13 protein-coding genes and 2 pseudogenes are annotated in these 25,937 nt (G+C 57.8%); 4 read left to right on the forward strand and 11 right to left on the reverse strand.

Annotated features, from left to right (window positions below; all coding sequences use genetic code 11):
• Positions 1–19: 19 nt before the first annotated feature.
• Complete coding sequence (gene hsdR, locus ACWPVA_RS18230) at positions 20–3,427, reverse strand: type I restriction-modification system endonuclease (protein WP_454289021.1); 3,408 nt, start codon at positions 3,425–3,427, stop codon at positions 20–22.
• A gap of 119 nt (positions 3,428–3,546) precedes the next feature.
• The gene (locus ACWPVA_RS18235) at positions 3,547–6,498 is read right to left on the reverse strand and encodes a UvrD-helicase domain-containing protein (RefSeq protein WP_454289022.1); all 2,952 of its coding nucleotides are present in this window, start codon (positions 6,496–6,498) and stop codon (positions 3,547–3,549) included.
• 388 nt (positions 6,499–6,886) lie between these two features.
• Here ACWPVA_RS18235 and ACWPVA_RS18240 point away from each other — a divergent pair, with 388 nt between their 5' ends.
• From ACWPVA_RS18240 to ACWPVA_RS18250, 3 genes are all read left to right on the forward strand, one after another.
• Positions 6,887–9,433, forward strand: a complete 2,547-nt coding sequence (locus ACWPVA_RS18240) for a sacsin N-terminal ATP-binding-like domain-containing protein (RefSeq protein WP_454289023.1) — start codon at positions 6,887–6,889, stop codon at positions 9,431–9,433.
• Positions 9,434–9,520: 87 nt separating this feature from the next.
• On the forward strand, positions 9,521–10,072 hold the full coding sequence (locus tag ACWPVA_RS18245) for a protein NO VEIN domain-containing protein (RefSeq protein WP_454289024.1): 552 nt from the start codon (positions 9,521–9,523) through the stop codon (positions 10,070–10,072).
• Positions 10,073–10,272: 200 nt separating this feature from the next.
• Entirely contained in the window at positions 10,273–11,589 is a 1,317-nt protein-coding gene (locus tag ACWPVA_RS18250; RefSeq protein ID WP_454289025.1) for a DNA cytosine methyltransferase, read from the forward strand.
• On the opposite strand, the gene ACWPVA_RS18255 is transcribed toward ACWPVA_RS18250, so the two are convergent.
• The 8 genes and pseudogenes from ACWPVA_RS18255 to ACWPVA_RS18290 form a co-directional block, all read right to left on the reverse strand.
• Positions 11,503–15,585, reverse strand: coding sequence for an AAA domain-containing protein (locus ACWPVA_RS18255; protein WP_454289026.1), 4,083 nt, complete (start codon positions 15,583–15,585; stop codon positions 11,503–11,505). The genes ACWPVA_RS18250 and ACWPVA_RS18255 overlap by 87 nt on opposite strands.
• Before the next feature lie 339 nt (positions 15,586–15,924).
• Positions 15,925–18,009, reverse strand: coding sequence for a DEAD/DEAH box helicase (locus ACWPVA_RS18260; protein WP_454289027.1), 2,085 nt, complete (start codon positions 18,007–18,009; stop codon positions 15,925–15,927).
• Positions 17,996–19,186 carry a DEAD/DEAH box helicase family protein gene (locus tag ACWPVA_RS18265; protein WP_454289028.1) on the reverse strand — a complete coding sequence of 397 codons (1,191 nt, stop codon included), beginning with the start codon at positions 19,184–19,186 and terminating at the stop codon, positions 17,996–17,998. Before ACWPVA_RS18265 ends, ACWPVA_RS18260 begins: the two co-directional genes overlap by 14 nt.
• Positions 19,179–19,967, reverse strand: a complete 789-nt coding sequence (locus ACWPVA_RS18270) for a hypothetical protein (RefSeq protein ID WP_454289029.1) — start codon at positions 19,965–19,967, stop codon at positions 19,179–19,181. Before ACWPVA_RS18270 ends, ACWPVA_RS18265 begins: the two co-directional genes overlap by 8 nt.
• Before the next feature lie 7 nt (positions 19,968–19,974).
• Entirely contained in the window at positions 19,975–20,559 is a 585-nt protein-coding gene (locus tag ACWPVA_RS18275; RefSeq protein WP_454289030.1) for a gamma-glutamylcyclotransferase family protein, read from the reverse strand.
• A gap of 575 nt (positions 20,560–21,134) precedes the next feature.
• The gene (locus ACWPVA_RS18280; RefSeq protein ID WP_454289031.1) at positions 21,135–22,373 is read right to left on the reverse strand and encodes a HipA domain-containing protein; all 1,239 of its coding nucleotides are present in this window, start codon (positions 22,371–22,373) and stop codon (positions 21,135–21,137) included.
• A complete protein-coding gene (locus tag ACWPVA_RS18285) occupies positions 22,370–22,642 on the reverse strand; it encodes a helix-turn-helix domain-containing protein (protein WP_454289032.1) in 273 nt (90 codons plus the stop codon). The genes ACWPVA_RS18280 and ACWPVA_RS18285 overlap by 4 nt, the downstream gene beginning before the upstream one ends.
• Positions 22,643–23,371: 729 nt before the next feature.
• A pseudogene (locus ACWPVA_RS18290) lies at positions 23,372–24,301 on the reverse strand (IS3 family transposase); the annotation flags it as partial.
• Between the two features lie 64 nt (positions 24,302–24,365).
• On the opposite strand from ACWPVA_RS18290, the gene ACWPVA_RS18295 reads away from it, so the two are divergent.
• Entirely contained in the window at positions 24,366–25,418 is a 1,053-nt protein-coding gene (locus ACWPVA_RS18295) for an IS110 family transposase (RefSeq protein ID WP_454285798.1), read from the forward strand.
• Positions 25,419–25,656: 238 nt separating this feature from the next.
• Here ACWPVA_RS18295 and ACWPVA_RS18300 read toward each other — a convergent pair.
• Positions 25,657–25,920 (reverse strand): annotated as a pseudogene (locus ACWPVA_RS18300) (transposase); the annotation flags it as partial.
• Between the last annotated feature and the right edge of the window lie 17 nt (positions 25,921–25,937).

A 25,937-nucleotide genomic window follows, 5' to 3' on the forward strand; every position in this document is an offset into this window, starting at 1 on the left:
GTCAACGACGGCCTGAGCGTCACGCGGCTGGCGGCGCCCAGATCGCCTCGTTGAAGGCGTGCAGCACCTCGTCGAGCTCACCGTCGAACTCTTGCGCGATGCGCTTGAAGCCGCCCTTGTCGGCGAAGGCGCCCTGGTCGAGCAGGGTCGGGTCGGCGACGGGCTTGTCCTTCAGGGCTCGACCAATGCGGCGCAGCCATTCCTTCTGCTTTTGGGTCCAGGGTCGGGAGAACTCGATCTTGATGATCGCTTTGTCGACGCGGGTCGCATAGGGGATGAGCGGATCGCCCAAGGCTGCCTGACGGACGAAGCCGATAATATGGGCGGCGATATCGGCATTGCGGGCGCGACCATAAGCAGCGCGCAGCATGGCTTCGGAATAGTTCTTCTCGTCAAGCAGGCCGGCGAGCTCGGAGAGTTCCTTGCGGGTCAGATCACGCGGGCGCTGGGTGACGGCAATCAGCGCCGGGACCTGGTTCATGTTCTCGCGCACGAAGCGTTCGAAGCCGGTGATGTAATCCTCCGGCGTCGTGTTCTTGCCAAAAATCTCTTCGATGCGCAGCAGCTCGTCCTCATGGGTGGAGATGACGACACCGTCATTCTTCTCCGTGTGGAGCGGGCGGCGCTCCAGAAGTTCGACGGCGCGGGGATGGTCTGCCAGCCACTCCTGCAACTCGGCACCGGAGCGGGTGGAGAGACGCTGCAGCGCCATGTCGGGGCTCTCGCCCGTGTGGCGCTCGAAGCTCTCGCGGGTTTCGGCATCCATGCGCTTCACCAGGCTGCGCATGCGCACGATGACCTGCGCTGCGACCCAGCTCTTGTCCTCTTCCGTTTCCGCATTCTGCAGATCCGTGACGAGCTGGCTGAGCGCGATATCCGGCTTGACGACGACCGGGCGCATGTCGCTCATTTCCTGCAGCTCGGCATAGAGATCGACGGCATCGAAGATGCGGAAATGCTCCTTGCCGATGTCAGGGCAAAGGCGCGTGGCACGACCGATCATCTGGTCGTAGAGGATACGGCTCTTGACCCGGCGGACGAAGACGAGATTGCAGATGGAGGGCACGTCGACACCTGTGGTGAGCAGGTCGACCGTGACGACATATTTCGGATAGGGGTCGTTCTTGAACTTCAGGATCAGGTCGTCGGCCTTGTCGACCGTGCCGGTGATCTTCGTCACCATGCCATGCGGCACGTTTTCCTTGCCGTATTCCTCCTGCAGTTCCTCGACCAGAAGACGCACGATGTCATCGGCATGGGCATCGCGGGCGGCGAAGATCAGCGTCTTGCCGGGCTTGGAGGGTGGGATCTCGGTCGCGATTGCGCGGCAGACGATGCGGTTGAAGGATTCGGAGTAGACCCGCCTGTTGAAGTCGGCGAGGTCGTAATCCAGCGAGACTTCGTCGGGTAGTTCGAACAGATCGATCTGGCCTGTCTTTCGATCGATGATCTCGACCTCCTCGCCACCCTCAAAATGGATGCCGGCCTCAGACAGCGCCGTGGTGATGCGCTTCGGCGGCAGGTGGTCGTTGAGGTAACCTTCGACGACGGCCTGGCGATAGCCATAGTGGAAGACCGGGTGGCCGAAGATCTCGCGGGTGTGGAGCGCGGGTGTGGCCGTCAGCGCCACCTTCACGGCGTCGAAGTAGTCAAGAACTTGGCGATAGGCTGACTGGTAGTCGTCTATGTTGCGGAAGCCGATATCGCTTTCGCGCAGCTCCGCATCCAGGGTGTAGCCGCGATGGGCTTCGTCGACGATGATGCAGTCGAAGGTGCCGGGCGTGGGCCGCTTGGCCGGATCCGGCTCGTTGAGGATGCGGGCGATCAGCGACTGGACGGTCGCAACCTGCACCTCGTCCTCGTCCTCCGGCAGCTTCTGCTCCAGCCCGGCGACCTTGTAGATCTGGGCGAAGTTCAGCATGCCCTCGATCTCGGTGGTTTCGAGCGCATCGCTTGTCTGCCGGCCGAGTGCCTTGCGGTCAACGAGGAAGAGAATGCGGCGGAAGCGCTTGTGCTTCAGGAGGCGATACATCAGCGCGATTGCCGTGCGCGTCTTGCCCGTGCCGGTCGCCATGGACACGAGGATGTCGCGCTGGCCCGCGACCACTGCATTCTCTATCGCGACGATCGCCTCTTCCTGATAAGGGCGCATGCGCCCCTTGCCAAAACTCTCTTCTGCCAGACCCTGGGCGGCGGTATCCACATCGGTGGTCAGCTTGTCGAGGAGATCTTTTGGAGAGAACCAGCTCGTCATCGGGACGGCGTGGTTGGTCTCGCGCCTGACATCCCGATACCAGATACCGGATTTTGTCACCCACTGACGCACATAGGGTCGGCCATTGGTGGCGAAGACGAAGGGGACACGAAAGGGCTCATCCAGGCCGTGCTTCCAGGGGCCGTGTGGATGCGCGTTTTCGGGGTCGAGCAAGATGGTGCGGGCATAGCGCTCGGCCTGCTGCAAGGTAGAGGGCACATCGACGCTTTCGCGCTTGGCCTCGATGACACCAACGCAGGTGAGGCCGACGAAGAGGGCATAATCCACCCGGCCACCTTCGGAGGGCCATTCGGCGATGGCCAAGTTGCGGCCTTCCTCCGGTCGGGTGCCCCTCTGATAGGCCAGGCGGTCGCTGTCGGCTTCCCATCCGGCATCGACGAGTTGCACGTCGATCAGCCGGCGGGTCTGGCGTTCATCGAGCTCCAGGCTGCTCGCCGCTTTCAGGCCCGCCTGCTTGAACTCGATCTGCAACTGCTCGGGCTGGGCTTCTGCCGCTTTCTGCAGTTCAGCAAGCTTGCGGGCGAGTGCGGCCTGATTGGCCTCCATCTCGACGGCGGTCTGCTCCCAGACGGCACTGTCGGCTGACGCCTGGCGGGCGAGCTCTTCGGCAGCGGCGCGGGCTTTTGCGAGGTCTTCCGCCGAGGCATGGGCCGCCGCCAGCTTCTCCCCGGCCTCCCGGACCTGGGCACGCAGTGCGGCTAATTCCGCCTGGGTCGCCTGGTCAATATCCGCAGAGGCTCGTGGCGGCACAAAGGGACCAGGCTTGAACCCCGGATCACGCCCATAGGTTCGGCGATACCAGACCCCCAATGACCGGCAGAATTTTAGTGCAGCGAGTGCTTCTGCGGGGGAGCCGGTAAACTCGTGCGTCGCATTGTTGCCGCTCGTGCGCACGGCATGAAAGATGTTGGCCACCTCCTGCGGCAGCACCTGCTGGGTCTTGAGTCGTCGAAGGAGGTCGTTCGTCGTCTCACGCGCGGCGGGGTCATAAACGCCGGAGAGGGCGGCGATCTCTTTGACCATGTATTCGCCGAACTGACGGCTCTTGATCAGTGAGGTGTTGGCATCCTCGGCGAAGTAGCGCTCGGCCAGCGTGCCGAGGCGATGCAGCTCCGGGCTGATCTCCTGCAGATGACCAAAGTTAGCCGACAATTCCCCACCCAGATGCTCACCTCATTCGCGTGAACATGCCACACGTTAGGGGAGCAGGCAAACTGGAGTTGCAAGCATTTCAGAGTGATGTGTCAGCATGGCTACGCTTCATCTGTGCGCTATCCTTGGATCTGCCCGGTCTGACTCTGCCTTCGCCTTCTGGCCTTGTCCGGAGCGGCCGCACTGCGAGTTTTTCCGGTGCAACTGGGAAAGCGGACACAGCTTTGGAATGCACCATATCGCCCGGAGCGTTCGACCAGCCAACCATCCCCGCACTCCGGGCAAGTCGGAACCGTGCAGCCACACCGGCATGCGAGATCGGGCGTCCCATCAAGATGCCGGGGCAGGCCAACGCCGCAGGACGGGCAAGCCGGGAGGATGTTTCCGCAATGATCCACATGCTCACAACGGTACCAGATCCGCCCATCCTGGCCTTTAACGTCGAGCAACCGCCCGCCGCATTCGCCACACTCATGGACGACGTCCTCTTCGGTGAAGGCCGCGACCTTGTAGCCAGGCTCCTTTGCCAACTCGGAAACAAAGGATGATGGGCGCGACTTCGAAGCGAGAATCGTCAGCGTATGCCTGGCGCGCGTCATGGCCACGTACATGACGCGGCGCTCCTCTGCGTTTTCGTAGGCCTCAATCTCGGGTGAAACGAGGCTGAGCAGTGGGTCGTCGACCGTCTCCGAGGGAAAGCCTGCCCGCCCGCTGTCGGCATTTAGCAGAATAACGTGATCAGCTTCGAGCCCCTTCGAGGCGTGAATGGTTTTGAAGGTGATGCGCAACCTCGGAAAACGCCGCTTGAGATCCCGCATATCGGGCTCAAGAAAACGGTATCGCCCCAACAACAAAACTGTGGCTGTCGTCCCCGGCTCAATTCCACTGGACAAGGCGTGAAGCGTTTCAACCAGAACGGTCTGATCATCGTTCTTCGCGACCATCCGGATCTTAATCGCAGGCTCGGTTGCTGTGCCGGCAGGAACGATTTGTTTGGATAACTGGGCGGGGTTCTTTAACACGAATGATCTGGCCGCATAGGCAATCTGATCTACCGAACGGAATGTGCGCCCAAGATCAACCGTTCGATGAACTCCGGTTTCGCCGTCAAAGCTGCCACCGAACTCAGCGCCGAACTGGCGCATGAGGTGAATGTCAGAACCTGCGAAACGGAAGATCGATTGCCAGTCGTCGCCGACAGCGAAAAGCCGTGCATCCGAATGCTGGGCCTTCAATGCCTTCACCAGCCGCGCCCGGCTCTGAGAAATGTCTTGAAATTCATCAACAAGGATATGGCGGTATGGGCTCGCATATCGGCCCGTTTCAACGTAGTGCGCCGCCCGTAGGATCATATCCTCAAAATCGATCCGTCCGCCGAGCCGTTTCTGATACTCCGCAAATACCGGGGCGAAGACCGCGAGGAAAGCCTTGCCGCGTTTGCCAAGTTTCATCTGCTCTGCTTTGGCGTCACAATCGGCGAAGCTGTAACCACCGCTCTTAAACTTGCGCAGGAACGTGGCGAGCAGTTGCGAGAAGGTATCGACCTGCGCCATTTCGACGACACGATCGAAGATGGTGTCGGCTTGCCGTGGACTGAGGGTGACATAGGGCGTCAGCTTTTCCGCCAAGCTGGTAAGCAGGCGCCCTTCCTGCCGCTCATAGCTGTAGGTTTCAATCAGCGTGGTCCCATGCTCGGTGTGAACTTTCCGCTTCCACTCCATGCCGGCCAGGTACGCTTCTCGAGCCACAAACGGAGCCGTGACCAAGCGCTCGGTGCCATCAGCCAGCATCTGACGTCGAACCCCGAAGTGTTCGATGTAGACACCACTCTCGGTCAGGCGAAAGTCGGGACAATAATCCCGGCGCCCGGTTTCCTCGATCTTGTGCTCGTAGTCTGGTTCATATTCGTAGGCGACGCCGTTTTCGTAGAGCCAGTTGGCGATCTGCAGCTCTTCGTAGCTATTCACCTTCTCCCCTTGGAGGGTCCGCAGATCCTGTTTCTCCAGGTGGCTGTAATAGTCATGCTTCGTCTTGAAATCCCATTCGGTCTTGGGCTCGACCAGGAAGTGCGCGAACCACTGGATGATGGCTCTCGATACCTCAGTCAGCGTCAGGACTAGATCCTTGAGGATCTGCTTGATCAGGTTGGTGAACGCCAGGTCATCGGTGGCGTGGTCTGCAAGAGGCGGCTTTGTGCCTTCCACCTTGCCGATGATGTCATAGGCAATGGCATGAAATGTCTGGGCTACGATCGGGACGCCTGAGCGTGCTTCAACGCGTTCGGACATTTCCGCTGCCGCGTTTTTTGCAAAGGCCAGCAACAGGATCTCTTCCGGCCGGCGAATACCGGCTTTAACAAGATAGGCGGCCTTGGCCGTTATGACGCTCGTCTTGCCGGAGCCGGCCCCCGCGAGAACCAGCGTGGCGTCTTCATCGACAACGACCGAAAGTCGCTGTTCGGGCGTCAGTGGTTTGCTTTCGATCGTGTCAAAGAACTCTTTCCAGCGCTCCAGCTCGCTGGTGAGAAAGGAAACGATTGCAGCCGAGCGTATGGCTTTCGCACTCTCCGCAAAGTTTCTGACCCGTGTAACAAGCGCTGCCGCTTCCGGACCGATGGCCTCGAGGTTGAGTTTGGACAGCAGTGAGGCATCGAGGCCATTCGCATCGTGTAGCAGAGGGGTGATTAGACAGGCGGCGGGATAGGTAGTCGGCCATTCCAGATTTGCTATCTGAGCATGAAGGAGTGTTAACCGATCCGCATCGCGCTCCAAAGCATCAAGGTTGAAGGCAATCCAAGCCGTCTTGACGGCATTGGAGAAGGAACAAGCATCCGGAAACCGAACGCCGCGCAACAGGAATTCGCGTCCACCGGATGCCAAGAACTTGCAAGAGGTGCCAAATACCCCCTTTTCGATCGATGGCGGCGAGATGAGGTCTTGAAGCGAAACCGTCGATGTCGAGCCGCGCTTCATCACAAGCATGTCCGACCCAGATAGCTCAAACAGATCTGCGTTGCGTCTGAATGTGTTCAAGACGGTTCCAAGCAATGGCCGCGACTTCAGTTTGGTCACTAGATCTGCCTTGTGCTCATCTCTTGGTCTTCTTAGTGGCACTCTAGCAGCGCGAATTTCTAACTGATCTATTTTTTGCAGTGAACTCACACTCTTCTGAATGGCGAGAGCATGTTCGGGCTGACGTGAGAGCCGACTTCCCTCCAATTTTCGGGAAAGTCTTGGGCAGTGTCACCCTTACGGAAATGATTTCCGCTTTGCACAATTCGCCGCTAACGACCGCGCTAGCTTCCTAAAGTAAGAGTTCATTCGCGATCGGTAGGGGCGATGTTGGGGGGCCTGTTTCGGCTAATGCAGAGTCTGACTAGTCACTCGTCGCCGAATGTGGTCAAGTCTCGCGCTAAACGCGAAACACTACTATCACGCAAGGATTGAGGCAGCAGGCTGCATGAAAGTCGATTATGGTGCATTGCGCGAGGAGAACCGCCTTGAGTACGGCAGAGCTATCGGGCGAATCGGCAAAAGGCTGCTTGAGGATCGCTACGACAAACGCACGCACTTCATTTACGAGGTGATCCAAAATGCCGAGGACGCACTGCGCCGTCGGTCGGGCTGGAGCGGTTCGCGCACGATTACCTTTAGTCTGACGTCCACCGAACTCACAATTTCGCATTTCGGATCACCGTTTGACCATAACGATGTGAAGGGGATCTGCGGCATCGATGAGAGTACCAAGGGTGTGAATTCCATTGGTCGTTTTGGGATAGGCTTCAAATCGGTTTACGCGTTCACATGGAAACCCGAGGTGTACTCGGGCAGCGAAGCGTTCTCAATAGTCGACTACGTGTTGCCCTACGCATTGCCCGCCCGGGATCGTGCGGCTGACGAAACGGTCATTGTGCTGCCGCTGAAGTCTGAGGAGCCCAGCGCGTTTAAGGAAATCGCTGAAGGACTACTGTCGCTGGGCGGGGAAGCCCTGCTGTTCCTTAAACAGGTAGAGCAAATCGCTTGGTCGATCGAGGGAGAAGGCAGCGGCAGCTATCGTCGCCTGTCCTCTGCCTCGGGCTTCATGCGCGAGGTGGCGCTCGAAACCACGCGCGGCATCGAAACCGATCGCGCCGATTATCTACTTTTTTCTCGAGACGTCGAGCACAACGGTGCGGTTGTCGGGCAAGCCGAACTTGCCTTCAACTTAGTGCTTGAGGAAGGTGAGCGCTTGATCCGTCCAATGCCGGATGCGCGCCTTGTCGTTTTCTTCCCGACAGTCTTACCGACCTACACGGGCTTTCTAGTCCAGGGGCCGTACCAAACAACGCCGAGCCGAGACAACATTCCCGCTGATGAACCTTGGAACGTCAAGCTTGCCAGCCTGACGGCCGACCTGGTGGTCGATGCGCTATGCCATTTACGCGATACGGGGCTACTTAATGTGGCAGCCCTGCGCACGCTGCCGATCGAGCGATCGAAATTTGACGGGCTGTTTGCGCCCCTTTACGAGCGGACCGCTGAAGCCTTTCGGAACCAGAAACTGTTACCGACTTCCTCGGGTCGGTTTGCAAGCGCGGGCGAATTGCGATTGGCCCGTAGCCAAGACGTACGCGACTTGCTGGGACCGAGGCACCTCGGGGCACTCTTGGGGGTTGATGGCAACGTCTACTGGACCGGACCAGAGATCACTGTTGACCGGGCGCCGCAGATCCGCAGCTACTTGAACCAGGATCTGAAGATCAGCGAACTCTCACTTGAACAAGTGCTGGGCCGAATGACCGACGAGTTCCTCGCCGAGCAGTCCGACACTTGGATGATCAAGTTGTACCGCCTGCTTGAAGCCCAACCAGCGCTACTGCGGAGCAGCCGTATACAGCAGATGGCGCTGTTCCGCCTCGAGGACGGGACCCATGTTCCGCTGATGCGGCACGGCATGCGTCAAGTCTTCTTGCCGATCGGGGAGAAGACAGGTTTTCCAACCTTGAGAGCGTCACTGGTCAACGCACAGACGCGTAGGTTTCTGGCGCTAGCCAATTTGACCGAGCCGGACCCCGTCGATGACGTCATTCACAATCTTCTTCCTAGCTATAAGCAGATTAAGGTCGCCACCGGAAACTACGCCGAAGATATCGCTAGAATGGTACGCGCTTTCCAGACTGACTCGCAAACGCAACGTGAGAAATTGGTTGCGGCGCTTCGGTCCGCAAATATCGTGATGGTTCGCGATGCTGCCGATAACGCGGGCTACATCTCGGTGCCCGGCAACGTCTATCTGGCAACGGCACGTCTCTTGGGATTATTTGCCGATGTTCCCGGAGTGTTTCTAGTCGACAATGCTTATGACTGTTTACGTGGCGAGCCAGTTCGCGAAATGCTTGAGGCTGCCGGCGCTGTACGTGTTCTGAGGACTGTCAGCGCAACTGCCGACCTGAGCGAAGCCGTGCGGCAGGACGTCCGCAAGGCCGCAGGGTGGGAGGGAGCAAGCAGCGAGCAGCCGATTGCAGATCTTGACATTGCTGGACTTGATGGCTTGCTAAAGTTGCTCCCGACATTATCACCTGATCAGCGTTCTTTACGGTCGCGTCTCCTGTGGGAGGCTCTGTCGGAGTTGATTGATCGCCGCCCTAATGTGCTGTCCGTTACCTACAACTGGACCTATATGGCAGCCCGTTCGGCGCAAGTAGACGCGAAATTTGTGCGTCGACTCAAGTCCACCCCGTGGATACCGGATGCCACTGGGCAGTTGCTCCGCCCAAATGAGGTACTGTTCGAGGAGCTGGACTGGCCTAGCCATCCCCTGCTCGAAAGCCGAGTCGTCTTCAAGGCGCCGGCCATTGCGATGCTGGCGCGCGAAGTCGGGCTTGATGCTCGGTTCCTTGACGAACTCAAGCGTCGTGGACTGACGAGCGTCGAGCAGTTGAACCAGTTGCTTGGGCCGGCGGATGACTTGGACCAAAAGACCGAAGTTGGAAAAGATGAGTACGAGGAGAGGGGAGGCAAGAATTAGCCCGGCGACGAGGCTTCACGTGAGAACGCTTACGTGGGCTCCCAGAGGGAAACAGGCGATCCTGGTAGAAACTTTACCGGCATCGGATTGAGTTCGGGCGTTGGTGGCAATGGCGGTAGCGGAGGCGCTAGCGAGCCCAAAGTCGGCGGGAGCATTGCTGCGTCCGGCATAGGTTCAGGCGCCGCCGCCCGTACGGAGTTTATCTCTTATGTCGCGGCGCTTCCTGAGGAGGCAGTCGACGAAGAACGCGACGGCCTAACGCATCAGGAGCGGATGGCGCTGGAAGCGTCCGCGATCGCATTTATCAAGACCTTCGAGCCTTGGCTTGAGCAGGCGCCCACCGGAAACAAGGGCTTCGACTTGATTGATAGAACCATGCCCGACGAAGCTCCACGCTTGATTGAGGTAAAGGCGATGAATGGGTCTCTGCAAAATCGGCCGGCGACGATGTCGTTACCACAGATGGATGCGGCTCGACGGCACAAAGAATTGTTCTGGCTCTACATCGTCGAACACGCAGGCACCCCTCAGGCTTGTCTGCTGAAGATCCAGGATCCCTATCACCGCACTGGGTCGTTCACCTTCGACCGCGGCTGGGCATCGATTGCGGTGAAGGTAGTTGCGCCAAGTCAGGAGTAGAAATCTACAGTGTTATCACCCCAGTTTCGATGGGGGTTCCCCAATCTGGAGCATTTAGGGGACCTGCGCTTGCCGGGAAAACGCTCTGCGATAAAGCACGAGCTATCAACCCCATATGCGCCTCCTAGCGTCTTGAGCGGAAGATTTTGCGAGCTCTATGGTCGTCAGCATGGTACGGTCCTCCGATCGAGGGGCTGAAGATGAGCCATTACAAAATTAGCGAGTCTGGATTGAATGTAGTATCGTTGTATACGGGTGCAGGCGGACTGGATCTGGGCTTCGAGGCTGCAGGGTTCCAAACCAGGGTTGCAGTCGAGATGGACAAGCATGCACGCGAGACGCTTCGCGCCAACCGACCAAACTGGAAGCAGCCTGAAGGCGGTGACGTGCTGCGCCTCACTCCGCAAGATCTACTAAACATAGGTGGGCTTGCTCCAGGCGAAGCTGATGTGCTCATGGGTGGACCTCCATGCCAACCGTTCTCGAAGTCAGCCTTTTGGGTCGCTGGCAGCACCAAACGCCTCGATGACCCGCGCGCGCGCACGCTCGGTGCGATGTTAGAATTCGCTGAGGCGTTGCTGCCGAGGGTCCTGGTCATCGAGAACGTTCGAGGCATCGCGTATCGCGAGAAGGACGAGGCTGCGAAGCTTGTCGAGGAGCGCCTCGCAGAGATCAACGAGCGGCACCAAACCCGGTACAAGGTCAGTATCGCTTACTTGCAGGCCACGGACTTTGGCGTCCCTCAAATCCGCGAAAGAGCATTCCTCGTTGCCTTCCGCGATGGCCAGCACTTCGAGGCTCCTGTCCCAATCACCGGCCCAAATCTCGAACATCCAATCGCGACTACATGGGATGCCATCGGTGAAATGAACATTACTGAGGCAGAGCTGAAGCAGCTCAAGCCCAGAGGGAAGTGGGGCGAATTACTCGGGTCCATTCCAGAGGGCCAGAACTACCTCTGGCACACCGATCGTGGTCAGGGCTTGCCTCTTTTCGGCTGGCGCACCCGATATTGGTCCTTTTTGCTCAAACTCGCCAAGGATAAGCCGGCATGGACGATACAGGCGAACCCCGGTCCGGCTACTGGCCCATTCCATTGGGACGGACGAGCACTTTCGGTCGCTGAGATGGCTCGATTGCAGAGCTTCCCGCTGGGCTACTCATTCGTGGGCGACTACCGCGCCGCCCGCCGCCAGATTGGCAATGCTGTCCCACCTGCTCTGGCCGAAGCGGTCGCCCGGCGCATCGTCTCTACATTGCAGGGCACATCATATTGCCCCCGGGTACATCTGGCAGTTCCTGACAAAGGGCCAGCCCCGCCACCAACGCCAGCCAGAGATGTTCCTGCGAAGTATCGGCAACTTATAGGAGATCACAAGGCGCATCCCGGCACTGGGAAGGGGCCGGCCGCCTTGCTACGTAAACCGTCCTCAGAAACGGCGCTCGGGAGAGAGGACCTTGACGCGATACCCGCCGACCTCGGTGGTGAAGAGCAAGCGGCGGCACAGGTTTCGTAGAGATTTCCAAAGCATCGCTGACTCGTAGTCCTCAAGATCAGACGGAACGTGATCAAGCAGCGTCTCTGCACACACTACGATCAATCTTTCCTGCGTGCGGGAGAAAGCCACATTCGCCCGGTTGAGGTTGAGGATGAAGCTTGCCGCGGCGCCGATCGAATGCGGGTCACTCTCGGTACCCGAGACCACGATGATTGGGCGCTCTCCACCTTGTACCTTTTCTACAGTGTCAATGATCGATGCCGCATCGGCGATAGCGGCAAGGCGCCCCTTGAGAAGCGCCCTCTGTGCTCGATGGGGCGTGATAACTGCAACAGAGTCAGCTAGCAGTCGGTCCCGCGACATGAGAATGGTGTCGATTAATTCGGCCTCAAGCGAATTACTCTGGCGGGAGTTTCGCTCGCTGTGAACTACAAGAATGAGTCCTTCGTCCTCTTTCCAAATGTCCGACCAGTCACCTGAGGGTATGCCGGCGCCTTCTGTCGGCGACAGTAAAGGCCCCTCCAGAATGATGCCGTCCAGATCACCGTAAATGCGTGAAATCAGCTCACGAATAACTGGAGGCAGCCTGAAGGTATAGGTCAAAGCCGACTCCAGGCATTCTGTGGGTGAAGGGCGTGACTCATCTACGATCCGCATGATCGCCTCATATGCGCTCTTAAACGGTTGGTAGTGCTGAGCTGGTGGACGGTCCTCGTTCTCCCAATCGTGAGCCACGATGGGGGAGAGCTGGCGATTGTCACCCGCCAGCATAATTTCGCCACCGCCTGAAACTAGAGTCGCTAGCGACAGGAAGTGAGGGAACACCATCATGCTGGCCTCGTCCACTACAAGTACGTCCGCGCTGAAACCGCCTACTTGATCTTTAAAGGGCCTCTTGTCCGATAGTTCCTTTGCCATCTTTAGAAGACCATTGGTGGTTCCTCCGATGACCAGTGCTCCTTCCTCGCGCCACTCTTTGATCTTAGTCGCGCAGGATTTTGAGCTAAAGTTGCGTATCCCGTTGTAGTCGAGAGGTGCTTGGCTGCTGTGCACCCGCGACAAGACGACGCCGGGCATTTCCAACCCTTGAGCTTCCGCCTCAGACTTGAAACTGTCGCGGTAACGGAGAAGGCGTTGCATTAACGTATCAACCGCGAGATTAGTGTGAGCTGCAACAAGCACAATCCCGCCTTGTCGTAGCCGCGCAGCAATCCGGGCGAAAATCGAAGCCGCGGTGGTTACTGTCTTACCTGTACCTGGCGGCCCTTTGAGGAGTTGCACTCGCGTAGACAATCCATCGAGTACTGCCCGAGCCTGATCGTGGATTAAGGGGGCGGCGCCAGTCGCATGAGGGGCTTGCCACGCAGCGAGGAGTGCTTCCATGCGTCCTAGGCGTGCAGGTGGGATCGGTGAAGCCGCTGGTATCCTCGGCCTTGACGGCTCAAACCATTCAAAGACGTGTCGCCCCATTCCCCCGATCAGGCGGCCCTCTACATTGCCGGCAATGAAGTCGGAAGGGCTCTCATCGACGGTTGCGAAGTCAAAGACCGACGTACTAGGAGCGTATGATCCGCTTCTGAGAAGGTACGTGGCTTCCCTCAAGAATAGAGACTCCATTCGTATCGTGCCGTTCAGCCAATCAACCGCAGTGACTAGGCAGGTAGCGCCCCCATGAGTTAGCTGACGTAAAGTTTGCCCTTCCGCAACTTCGCCGGACCACGGGCTCAACCTTACGAAGGAGCCTTCGTCTATCGAAGAGCGTAATGACAGCTCTTCCGCGCTAAGGCCAAAGCGCACGACATCGAAATCGGCAACGATCTTACCCTCAGCGTTTGTTCTGATGTTTCGAAGGGGTATGGTGCGTCCTGTCTGGACCCGCGCTGCTGGGGGACGGATATTGGAAGTCAACCAGTCCGTCATTCTAACATGGTGGTCTAACCGAAGGAAATCTACTCCGGCTCGGGCAGTGGTATCGATACCGAGTTCATAAACTTGTAGGCTCGCCACTTCTAACGGCGGCTTCTCTATTTCCTCATTCTTAAAGCGTATGCGCTCGTCTAACCAGCGCAAGGCATGAACACGGGCGTGGAGGTATGCGCGAACGAGGCCAGGCTGCTCCGCGCGACGGTAGCGATCGATCGCAGCTCTAGTGCGGGGATCTTCAACATCAGTCGGCAACGAGCGCCAAACGGCCCGCCAGTAAGGAGCGGTTAGAGTGTCGTGGAAGCGGCTGCGTATCTCAAAACGGCGACGAACCGACCCTGGAGCGGAGGCTGGAGTCCAGGCGCCTCCTGCGTCTACGTCTAATGTGCTGCGGAAATCGAAGATGTCTTGTTCGAAAACGCGATCGAGTTCGACAGGCGCCCCGGCAACCATCCGTGTCCAATGAAAGCGCTGTCCGAACCACGTCAGGGAAGACGCAACCGCTAAGCCCCTACCGGTCCAACCAAGGGCAAATCTGTCATCGATCTCGTCTTGGATACACGAGAAGATGAGCTGCTCCAAGTTCTGACGCGAGCCAAGTAATTCGCGCAGATGGGAAAGAAGCACGGATCCTGCGCGGGTGCAGGCTTCGATCAGTTGCGTCATCTCGGAGCGCGAAAAGACGTAGAAGTGGATAGGGACGTGTGGGGCTTGCGCTACCTCTGCTACCGCTTCGATAACCTCAAAAAGGAACTGCTGAATCATCTGCCGTTCTGCGCCAGTGTCCTGATCGCCTTTGCCCGACCATGGCGCAGTTTGAAACGTGATCACGTCCCGTCCCTGCACCGGTCTCTGCGCGATTGTATCTCCGGGCGGTGTTTCGACAAGTCCGGCTACCGGTCGTCGATCCTCGCCGAACGGTGCACGTACCTGTCCATCGCTACTGGTCACGTGTGCGGCAAGGGCTCCAATGCGGTTCTCGGTGTAGTCGTAATTCACCTCAAGATAGATGCGGACCAGTCGCTGCCCCATCATCTCGTGCGGCGGCAGTTGGCCGCGCCCGGAGTGAGGCAGAGATTGGACCTGGTATTCCGGCGGATCCTCGTCAGCACGCGGTAATGTTGAGCGCCGAGCGCTTGCCAAGGCGATCAATTGATCAAGATCCTTGTCGAACCCCGCCGCACGTCGAATTCCATCGGCGATTGGCGAGGTGGGATCCAGGTCTGCCAACGCGTCAATACCCGGCACACCCGCGTCTCTCAGCACGCGGCAAATATTTGGCGCGATGCCGACCAGCTCTAAGCGGCGTTGTCGGGCGCTTTCCGGCAGACAGTGCACGCTGAACACACATCCGTCGCACTTAGCGTCAAGTTGGTAATCGAGCGCGTCGAGCTCGCGTTCCACAACGGTTGCCAGGAGCCCATCTGTGGCAAGGAGGCGGCACACGTCTGCCATTTCCGTATCAAGGTTAAGCGGTTGGCGAGCCAACATGTCTTGGGGCTCGTTTGTACTTTCATCGATGCGAACCACAGTGCCGACGACAGCATCGTCTTCCAGCCTTGTGCCCGAAACGTAGATTGGCTTCGCCGTCATAGCCTGCTGAAGCAAAAGTATGTAGGCTGCAAGCTGGATCCGGTGGTAGGTCCGGTCTTTGCGGCTGGCCTTCCCCTCAACTATCCGCAGTCGAGGGGCGCCCTCATCCCAGAGCAGTACTACGAAATCCATCCGGCCGCTAAGTTGAAACGCACCTACTTGGCCTGCGATTTCGACCTCGCGGCAGTAGACTTCTTTACCAGTCTCAACATGGTTGAGGGCCTCCGCAAAGGCGTGCCAGGAAACGCTCCCGTTCTCTGATCGTTCGACCTCCAATCGAGCGATATCCTGTGCTGCAAGTGCCTTCTCCCAGTCATCCTCCGCTTGCTTGCCCACTTCCTGCAGCACCGGATCGAGACTGTTGAACAGCCGTTCCGAAAACGGGACAGCCCTAGCCAATTGCCGGTTGTTTAAGCCAAGCTTAAATCGCCGTTCGCAGGACTGGAACCTGATGAACTCGCCAATCTCGCTGACTCGGATATTGGAAACGGTCGCCATGCACTTCCCTCCCTGACGTAGACTCGCTCGTCTTCGTCACATTACTTCCTCTAATGCAACCTGTACGTCAAATGCCAGCGTCTGGAGGCTAACCATGGCATCAGTTGGGATTGACGTGCGCTTCCGGCTAACGTCCGTTGTCGACAGCCTACTGCAATGAGCCGACTGTTGGATTTCGGACCAGAGGTGGAAATGATTTCCGCCTTGCGCCTTCATATCGGTCATCGAAGCTCAAACATCGGTCTCTTTGACGCAGACTTAAATCTCATTCAGGTTGGTTGGCGCATGGGCACGAAGGGTTGGCTATGAAGCTTGTCGGATAATTCGGTGAGTGTTCGATCAGGACGGAGGCGTGACTTTGGACTCGCCCAAGTTTAGCGAACCAAAGGCAAGTACGGTATCAAGATGGCGCATCACCTGTTCAAAATCGTGGCCGAGTATCGGCTGCCTTTCGCCAACTTTCTCCGCAAAGGCTCGGTGTAGAAGCACGCGCGAGCGAGCGCTTGGGGTACGATAGGCAAAGGCGACTTTCTCGGGAAAGTCGAGACCGCGGCGAATTGCGTATGCGAGGATCTCGAGCGCCGCAGGATTGGCTGCAATTTGGCCCTTTGCGGCCAGGGTCTGCTGGATCACCTGCGCCGCCGCCGCCGCGACCATGTACAGTTGGCGGTTAGCAATTTGATTGACAAGGTCGCGCGTTCGCTTGCAAATTCCGATCCTTGCCACAGGCACGCCTAGCGACGCCTCAATCTTATAAAAAGGCTCTCCCCTGAGCCACGCTGCGAGCCCAGTCTTTAGTATCTCCATTTCCTTTGCGGTGCTTTCGCCGCCCGTCTTGGATCCACGTGTCACAGCTTTGACGGTTTCTACGGCCGATCCGAAAAGAAGCGAATAGCTGTCTCGATCGGCAATCATGAAATCGATTAGCCACTCCATCCAACCGCAAACGGTCGATGGCAGGGCTTCAATTTGCGCCTCGACTTTGGCGGCAATAGCCGCCAGCGGTTCAACTGGCAGTCCCGTGAAAGCTGCGACCTGCATAACCGGAGCCGATGTTTCAACAGTTGTTGTATCAAGTGCCGTCTTCAACGCTCCAAGCTTGGTTTCGAAAGCAGCCTCCTTCATTGATTGCCTTGCTTGGTATCCGGCAAAAGAGCGGCGGATCATTTCTACAGCTTTGTCGACCGCCGCATCTTCAGGCTCACCTGCGCGAAGCCGACTGAGAAAATATCGGACGCCGGCTCCCAGCAGTTGACCGTCTTGGATGCTGTCCAACAGTGCGCTCAGCGGGTCGTTGATCTTTACACATTGGTCGTTCTGAGGAAGCACCGCCTTTAGCATGTTGAATGCTTCATTTTCCGGGATGGCGTTCGCGTCGAAATGGACGACCGGTTCGGGGATCAACAAAACCGTACCATTGGCGAGATGGCCTGCGCGTCCCGCTCGACCGGCGGCATTCAAGATTTCGTGGCCTTCAAGCGGCTTGCGACCCTCTTCGTCGTGCCGCATCGTTCCAGCAAGGATTGCGACCTGCGCCGGCAAATTCATTCCCTGAGCAAGGGTAGGGGTTGCGACTATCACGTTCACTCCCGTGGACTTCTTGAATACCGATTCCGCGAGACGCCGTTCGAGTGGGATCATATCGCCGTTGTGCGGGATTGCAGGGGCGGTCGGATCAAAGAGCGAGCAGCTTGCGGCACCAAGCTCCGCGATCGCGTCGACCCATAAACCATTTTCGGATTCTGTTAGCTCGGGTGGAGAGGGGAGGGTTCCACGAAGCCAATTCGCGGTCGACGGCGCATGATCCGCCTGCTGTACGAACATGATCGTTTTGAGACCAGCTAGAGCGGCGCTCCTGGCTAACGCTGCGCCGACATCATTCGCGTTTGGGGTCGCGCGCCTAGTACCATGGGCAAGGACGACGGGTGCGTCCATAAGCCTAACGAGCCGTATATCGGTGGGGGCCGATTTGACCCACGCGTGGTGCAACCCGAAGAGGGCAAACGGATCGGCGCACAGCGGTGGTGCCTGATATGCCTTCTTGAGGCGCTTCTTCCGCCGGACGATGGAGTCGGCTGCGTCGACTTGCGTTTTGGGATAAATCACCACACCGCGAGCCTGGCGGCTCGGCTTCCACGGATCATGGAAGCCTTCACATGGTCGCCCAGTAATCGTGGTGAGCCAATCTGCCACCTCATCGGCATTCTGGAGCATGGCGGATAACAGCAAAAGATCGGCGTTAGGAGCCCGTTTGATGGCGTGAAGCAGGCAAAGCATCGCGTCGACGCTGCGCGATCCACCACCCTCAGAACTCAAAAGATGACATTCGTCGAAAACGAGCAACCCGAGATCGCTCATGTCCGTTTCGGCGAAACTGAGAAGGGCCAGGCACCGCTCAGGCGTCATGACCTCAATCGAACTCAAGTTCGGGTCCGCGGATCAGGGCGGTCAGATCGCCGTCCGTCGATACCACGCTGTCTATTAACGTCTCAGGAAAACTCTCGGCCAGATCGTCGCGGAGCTGGTCTACCAACGCCAGTGTGGGTACCAGAAAGATTACCTTTTTGCCGGATGACAGCGTTGATGCGATCTTGAGTTCGGAAAGAGTTGTTTTCCCTGCGCCTGTCGGAAGTACGAGCACCGCAGACTTGCCCACATCCAAAAAACCAGTCGCGACGGCCGCGCGGTGATTAGGCCAGAGAACCGGCTTATTCGCTGCACGATGGCGAACCCATAGCTTCCAAGCCTGCTCCTCGGCGCCCGCTGGTGGCGGGATTCGTGTGACACCGGAGTTTTCCAGCACGTCGGCTACGCGAATCAGTAACCGGGCCAGGTGGCGTGGTCCGGCATAGCTCGAGATAATGTTAAGGCCAGTGCTTTCCGGGAGGTCGAGCGGACGGGTCGCAAGTTCCACCACGCGAGCGAAAGCCTGTTGGGGTGTACCAAACGACTGGTAGGTGAGTTCAGGGTTTGGCCGATCGAGAAGGCGAGCGACCATTTGCACCAGTCCGCTCCAGCACAGTCCATAAAGGGCCTGGGTGGCTTTTTCGTCGAAGGGTGTCTCCGCTCCCGGCTTAAGCCCCACCAAGCGTTCGGCTCGTTCAAGGATCGCCTCGAAACGTTCCAATGCAAGATCTTCGATACTCTCAACGAGAGCACCACGCTGGATGTCGTCGAGCCGTGACCCGGCAAGTTCGCGTGCTGCCTCTCGAGCGTCGGGACTCTGCTCCGCGATGAGAAAAAGAAGTGGAGCCGAAACTCGCGGATCTATGGCGCGTGCTGTCAGCAGATCGTCACGCAACTCGAGTTCCGGCCGAACTCGTCCCAAAAGCTGGTAAGCCGTCGCAGCGACAAAAGCCGCCGCCCGGCGCTCATGGTCTTCGGCTCCGTTGTCGACCAGAGCCTCGTAAATTGTCGCGATCCGCTCGATCCGCTCCAACTGGGCCAAATAATCGGGCTGATCGGTGAGCGCTGCCGCCCGTAACCTGAGACCAGCGAGTTCGGCGTAAATCCCGGTCAACTCCTGCGGGAGCAATGCCGGGTCCACCCCGGAAATGGCGGGTGCGGTGCGGATCAATGCTGAAGTCTGGGCGTCAAACATCGAACTTCGCAATCTGCGCCCAAACGCGACCGGCGAACTCGCCAAACCAGACCCGAACGTTGTCGAGTGGCAGCGTGTTGCCACGACGGACATCGGCCGCAACGGAGAGAGAATCGTAGTCCTTGAACAGCGCCACGCATCTTTCTGTAGAGAAAACCGAGGGGCTTACGGTCAGAGAGGCCTCGAACGCCAAGGGGCGACTTTGTATCAGCGTGTCGTAAGCCGTCTTGAGTTGCGCGCCTGCGAGACCATAATTCTCCAGCAACGCGATGACTGCCTGCGCGAGCTGGTTGTCGCGTTTGCCCGAAACATATTCCCGGAACGATTTTAGAACTTGGCTCTGGAATTTCTGACGTGCGTGAATTGTGCATTTGTATTCGTAGACAGTGGCTCTCGTCAGCGTGTTGGTCGCGGGGTCCAGCGTCACTTTCACGCCGTCGGTGCCCTGATTAGTCGACTTAAGATGCGAATTGTCGATTTTTTCGTCGCCTGTCATCCCTTTGCGGGCAGCTACCCAGCAGATTATCTCGAACAGCAGGCCGTCGCGATGCTCGATGCCTTTATCGGTCATAGGGTGAAGATCTTTTTCCAAGGTCGCCTTCAGGTTGGTCGTGATCTTCGGCGCCCCGAGCTGTGTACCCTCCAGGATCAAGGCTGCGTGGAAGGCTTGTCCGATCAAGACCAGCGCCACCAAATGGGCAAGCGCGTCCGGTCCATTGACGGTCCATTGCTCACCTTCGCACTGGGGAAGCGCGGGCATCTGTTTCAAGGTCAACGGCATGGCTTAACTAGGCTCCAAGCAGCGCTCGAAAATCCTTGATGCCATGATCTCGCATCGCTTGGATTGCTGCGATCCGGGTTTTTCGATTTGTATTTGTATCTTCAAAGAATTGCGTGCTCCGCAAATTCGCAACATGAGTTTCGCTCAATTCGTGGTAGAGCGCCCCCGCAATCACGGCTGCAAGATACCAGTCGAACGGTATCAATCGATCATCTCTCGCGGTTGCGATATAGGTGCTCGCTTCGGCATCTAAGCCTAGTGCGGGCGAGTTGACGACAAAGCTATCCTCGCGGCGATAGCCAAACCCGGCACCTTCATAGCGATCGAGAGCATTTCGCTCCGAAACGTCCATCTCGAAAAGCGCGCCCTGCACACTATACCCAGGCAGGGGAACCAGCGTCGCTTTCCCTGAGCCATCCGTGCTCAGTTTCGTGAACTCGAGGCCGAAGTTAGCCGCAAACCCGGTTCCAATTAGCTTTGCAGAAGAACACCGATCCAGCAACCGCTGAGGCAACATGTTCGATCCATATGCGAAGTAAATAAATGACGTTGCTGTATTTTTCTTCGGTTGTAGCGTCATTTTAATGGTCAATCTAGTGCGTTATTATGAGGGGCCTGAAGTAAAGAAAATTGGATTCTTACCGAGGTTCGCGGCGCGTGGCGGGATGTCCTAAACTAAGATGACGTGATGATGGTGCGTTGTCCACGGATATTTACAATCTTGAGCTGAGTTTTACACCTTTAGCGAGGCAGTCTGCGTGATAGAAAACAGGAATCGTTGGATGCGGATACTGCTGCGACGCGCCGTTGCCACGTTGACGTCGAAGATGTAGTGCACTTCGGGCTTGTGAGTTCAGGACGTTGGTTTTTTCTCTGCGGCATTGTTGTCTCGGATCACTTCAACGGCAAGGCATCGTATCCGCGACGCATCAGCGCTTTTGTTCTGCCAAGAACAGGCTTTGTCTGAAGGTAAGCGCCAGTGCCGGACGCCTTGCGTCATTCGGCTAAGTGCGAAATCCAGTCCAACAGTCGTCATTCGGCCAACCAAAATGGCACAACTAACGTGATGGTGAGATCAGGCGGTTGGATGAGAAAATTGTTAGCGCGGGGAGGCATTCGGACTAAAGCGGAAATGATTTCCGCAGTGCCTGCGACGCTCTGCTCCTTTCAGTCGCGACTTTGCACTTGAATTCTCCGGCGCCGCTTCTGAGTGGAGTGGGTGACCTTTTCCAAAACCCTGGCGGGATCGCCGGCCATGCCAGTGATTTGTGATGCGACGTCGTCGCACGCGGCGCTGACACGTTCGGCTAGCTCCTCCACGCGCCTGATGGTCGATGCGCCGCTTAGTCCGATCTCGTCAGCCAAGGTCAACCAATTCGCCCGTCGCAGTTCGGTGGCATTGAACCGTCCAGCAATCCCCTGTGGCAGGCTCTGGTCGACCTGGCGATAGACGGCCGCGCACATCAAGTCGTAGAGCGGTGCCATCTTCGTCGAGCCACCAGCACCGATCAGGATCGAATAGTTCTTGGCATGGGAATCCGAATTGCAGATCAGCACGTTGAAGATCACTGCGTCGAGAAGCGTGAGGCGTTCGCCTGGTGAAACCAAGTCACTGATGGTGTTGAACATCATCTTCAGGGTCACGCCACTGCCCGTGGAGGACCGCTCGTACTTTTGCGAAGCGAAGTGGCCTGTGAGCTGGCAAAGATCTTCCTGATGTAGTCGTCGGATTTCGCCTTGGGGGTCAGTGAAGCGGTCATAGCGCCTCACCAATAGATAGCGTCGCTTGCCTGCTACGCCGATCGTCGCCTCTGCCGCTTTTAGGCCACATGCGCTTGCAAGGGCGAGACAGAAGGCCTCGTTCTCTACGCTTCCGGCAAGTCGTTTTGTGTCCGGCTTCAGGATGTGGGTGGAGGGTGTTCCGTCCACCGGAATCGAAATTCTGCCGTCGACGTCGACGAAGACCGGCAGCTTTTCCTGAACACCCGCTAGAGACATCGAGACGCCGCGCTGGCCTACCAGGAAGGGCTTGGCGGGTAGCTCGTTTAGAATGCGCTCCAGCGCTTCCTCATCTGGAACGGGCTGCATGTTGACCCCAGGCTTCCGCGGCTCGCCGATCGACAATGCGCCCGCCGTGTCTCGTCCGATGTGGCCAAGCAGGCCGACGATGTCCTGGGGAGAAACCTTTAGCCGCTGGCCGATTTCGGCGAGGTGTGTTTCCGGGAGCAGGTTGGCAAGCCAGGGCAGGAGCCGGTCAGCACCGACGGGGCCTGAACGGAGCGGCATGGTCAGCGACACCGGGAATGCCGAACGACGCGCTTCCCAGCTCGGATCATAGTCCATCCGCCATTCGCCATCGAAGGTCAGGTGGGCGACGGGGAGGGCTTCGTAGAAGATTGTCGTCATCGACCGTCACCGAAGGTCGGCAGGAAGTTCAGATCATCGTCAGAGGAGGGCAGGGTGGCCCCGACCGTTCTGAGGTCGCCGACCTCGATGCCGACAGTACGTGCGACGATCAAGGACTTTTCAAGCTGGCAGCTCGGCTTGCCGGATTCAAGCTCGACGATGAACCGTTCACCCGTGCCGGACCGTGTGGCCAGCTCGGTCTGTGTCCAGCCGAGGACCTTGCGTTTCTCCCTGATCGCGGCGCCGAAATCGCGTGCGGACCTGAACATAGAACATCTCCTGAGTTGGCTTACCGTACAGGAAGATTTCTTAAGAAACAATGCGATCCTTACCGATCGGGAAGTGCTGTCATCTGAGAGCAAAAACCAACCCGATCGGGAAGTTTATGCTCAAGGGTGCCATCGGAAGTCGAGGTCCTTGAGATCCGGGTATCGTCCGTGGTACACCTCCCGGTATCGTAATTTGCCAAACGCGGGCAGGGGGTTAGGAAAACCCCAGGCTTCTCAGGTATCGCGGGCCTAATTGGCGGAGAGTCCCACCCTCTCCGCCATTTAGGCATGTAAATTCAATTAGCTAGTGTAGATTTCTGCCTCGGTGAGAAATAAGTCGGCTTCGCTCGGCAGTGGTATCCTCATTGAGGGCCACATACCCGTCACTACCGGTCCTCAAATGACTGCAAAATGCCGAAGCGCCATCTTCGATGGCCGGCCGCTTGTTTTCTGGGCAGGGTTGCTGATGGATCGAGCCTATTGATTGCGATACGGGTCGTTTTTCTATTCTGCCTTTATGTGGGCAATCCAGCAGGGCTTCGGAGTGAATGCGAAAGTGGCACGCCCAAGTTCACCGGTGCTAGGGTCAGTTCTTGGACGAGTTAGCAAGCGAGGCGAGAACCGGATCAAAATTATCGAAGACCTTTCGAGCGAAAAGCTGAAGGGATTTCGTCACGATCTCGATGAAAGTTTCTAAATCGGTTTCTTCGTTGGCCATGCCCCTAAGTTTTATCCAGTTTTGAGTTCGCTCCAGCGGTTTTGGGTTGTTGTATTTGGGGCGGTAGCGGCGTGTTGCGGTGCGGAGCCGTTCCGGCTGCGCAGCACCGCATCACGTCGCGGGTTGATGGTCTGAGCGAACTCTGAAGGCGTCAGCCAGCCGAGGCCCGAGTGTGGTCTATGGTCGTTGTAGTCGCTGCGCCAGCTTGAGAGCGCTGACCTGGTATGGGTCAGTGACGAGAAGAGCGTTTCATTCAAGAGCTCATCCCGCAGTCGGCCATTGAAGCTTTCGATGAAGGCGTTCTGGATCGGCTTACCCGGCGCGATGTAGTGCCATTCCACCTTGACCTGGTCCGTCCATTGCAGGATCGCATTACTGGTGAACTCGCTCCCGTTGTCACTGACGATCATCTTCGGCTTGCCACGCTTCTCGATGATCCGATCCAGCTCACGGGCAACCCGAAGGCCCGAGAGCGATGTATCGGCGACGAGGCCCAGGCATTCCCTGGTGCAATCATCGACGATCGTCAGTACCCGGAACCTGCGGCCATCTGTGAGTTGATCCGACACGAAGTCCAGCGACCAGCGGTCATTGGCCGTCATCGCGACCAGCATCGGCGCACGTGTGCCGATCGCTCGTTTCCGACCGCCGCGCTTGCGCACCGTCAGCTTCTCCTCCCGATAGAGCCGGAAGAGCTTCTTGTGGTTCACGCGGTGCCCTTCGCGCTTGAGCAACACGTGGATGCGTCTATAGCCAAAGCGACGGCGTTCATGCGCCAATGCTTTCATCCGCTCGCGAAGACGATCATCGTCGCTGCGCCTGGTTTCGTAACGGACCGTCATTCGGCAAAAGCCGCTGGCTTTACACGCCCGCCGTTCGCTCATCTGGTGGTGATCCATCAGATGCGCGACAGCTTTCCGCCTTGCTGCGGGCGTCACCACAAATGGGATGGTCCGCCTCGTCCTCCTGCCGCATCATGAGGCGGTCAAACCAAAGGAGGTTGCAATGCCACAACGCAATGTGCCGCGTCCCGCGGCGGTCTATGGGATTGATATTGGTAAAAACATCTTCCACGTCGTCGCGTTGGGGAGCGACGGTACGGTCATCCAGCGGGTTCGGTTTCGACGGGACACGCTGCTTCATTTCTTCCAGCGGGCAGCATCAGCGATCGTCGGGATGGAATCTTGTGCAGGGTCTCAGTGGATTGCGAGGAAGATCCAGGCGATGGGTCATAAGGTACGGCTGATACCGGCCCAGTTTGTGAAACCTTACGTTAAGTCGAACAAGAGTGACATCATCGACGCGGAGGCAATCGCTGAGGCCGCCACGCGACCAACGATGCGATTTGCTACACTGAAAACTGAGGAACAGGCCGACCTTCAAGCCTTGCACCGGGTGCGTGACCAGATGATCGGCACGCGAACCCGCTTAATCAACCAGATGCGTGCTTTCTGCCTCGAATATGGTGTCGCGCTACGACAGGGCGCAGGTCTGTTCAAGCTCGACCTGCCCGAGGCTCTTGAGGATCAGGCAAACGATCTTTCGCCGGCAATGCGCAAACTGCTCAGCGAACTGTTTGCCGATCTGCGTCAGTTGGCAAAGCGGATTGGTGATGTCACGCGCGAGATCGAAGCGATCGCCAGTCGCGAGGATGTGGCACGACGGCTCATGACAATTCCTGGCATTGGAGCCTTGGGAGCCACTGCACTTCTTGCTGCTATTGGAAGCGGCAGACAGTTCCGGAAAGCGCGTGATCTGGCCGCATGGTTAGGCCTTGTGCCGCGGGAGTACTCGACCGGAGGGAAGCAGAAGCTTCTCGGGATCAGCAAGCGAGGCAACCGCTATGTCCGTAAACTGCTTGTCCATGGTGCGCGATCCTGCTTCCGACACCTCGACCGAACAAAGGATCGGCTGGGAGGCTGGCTGGACGGTCTTCAAGCCCGAATGCACCCTAACAAAGCTGTTGTCGCACTTGCCGCCAAAATGGCCCGGATCGTCTGGGTCGTCCTGACCAAACCGGGAGCACTCTACGAGCGCAGAGATCCTGCCTTCGCCTGATGGTCCTGGTTCGATTGCAAGGCTCGGGAATAGTGATGACGAAACAGTGGATCAACATGCCGTAAGCCCCGTGCAAAAAAGCGGGCTTCGTGCCCGAACCATTTATTGGGAACGGCGTGTGCGGATCTCATCATGGCCTGGCTGCAACCGCAGCTCACTCGCGAGAGGCCGGATACATTTATGCAACTGGAATCGTCGCTCACGATGTCTCGTACCCTTGCACGGGCGAGGCGGACCATACATTCTTTCCCAACAGGTCCTTCAAAGCCGCATTGTCGAGCATCGCGTCAGCCAGAAGCCGCTTCAGCTTGGCGTTCTCGTCCTCAAGAGTCTTCAGCCGCTTGGCCTCCGACACGTCCATGCCGCCAAATTTGGCCTTGTATTTGTAGAAGGTTGCATCCGAGATGCCGTGCTTGCGGCAAAGCTCAGAGACCGGCGTGCCTGCCTCGTGCTCCTTCAGTATCCCGATAATCTGTTCGTCTGTGAAACGGTTGCGCTTCATTCTCTGGTCCTCTCAAT

The organism is Rhizobium arsenicireducens, assembly GCF_964021225.1.

What these genes read in the sequence shown, in the direction of transcription:
- ACWPVA_RS18240 (WP_454289023.1), top strand. Translation starts at nt 6,887, where the DNA reads ATGAAAGTCGATTATGGTGCATTGCGCGAGGAGAACCGCCTTGAGTAC.
- ACWPVA_RS18250 (WP_454289025.1), top strand. Translation starts at nt 10,273, where the DNA reads ATGAGCCATTACAAAATTAGCGAGTCTGGATTGAATGTAGTATCGTTG.
- ACWPVA_RS18255 (WP_454289026.1), bottom strand. Translation starts at nt 15,585, where the DNA reads ATGGCGACCGTTTCCAATATCCGAGTCAGCGAGATTGGCGAGTTCATC.
- ACWPVA_RS18265 (WP_454289028.1), bottom strand. Translation starts at nt 19,186, where the DNA reads ATGTTTGACGCCCAGACTTCAGCATTGATCCGCACCGCACCCGCCATT.
- ACWPVA_RS18270 (WP_454289029.1), bottom strand. Translation starts at nt 19,967, where the DNA reads ATGCCGTTGACCTTGAAACAGATGCCCGCGCTTCCCCAGTGCGAAGGT.
- ACWPVA_RS18280 (WP_454289031.1), bottom strand. Translation starts at nt 22,373, where the DNA reads ATGACGACAATCTTCTACGAAGCCCTCCCCGTCGCCCACCTGACCTTC.
- ACWPVA_RS18285 (WP_454289032.1), bottom strand. Translation starts at nt 22,642, where the DNA reads ATGTTCAGGTCCGCACGCGATTTCGGCGCCGCGATCAGGGAGAAACGC.
- ACWPVA_RS18295 (WP_454285798.1), top strand. Translation starts at nt 24,366, where the DNA reads ATGCCACAACGCAATGTGCCGCGTCCCGCGGCGGTCTATGGGATTGAT.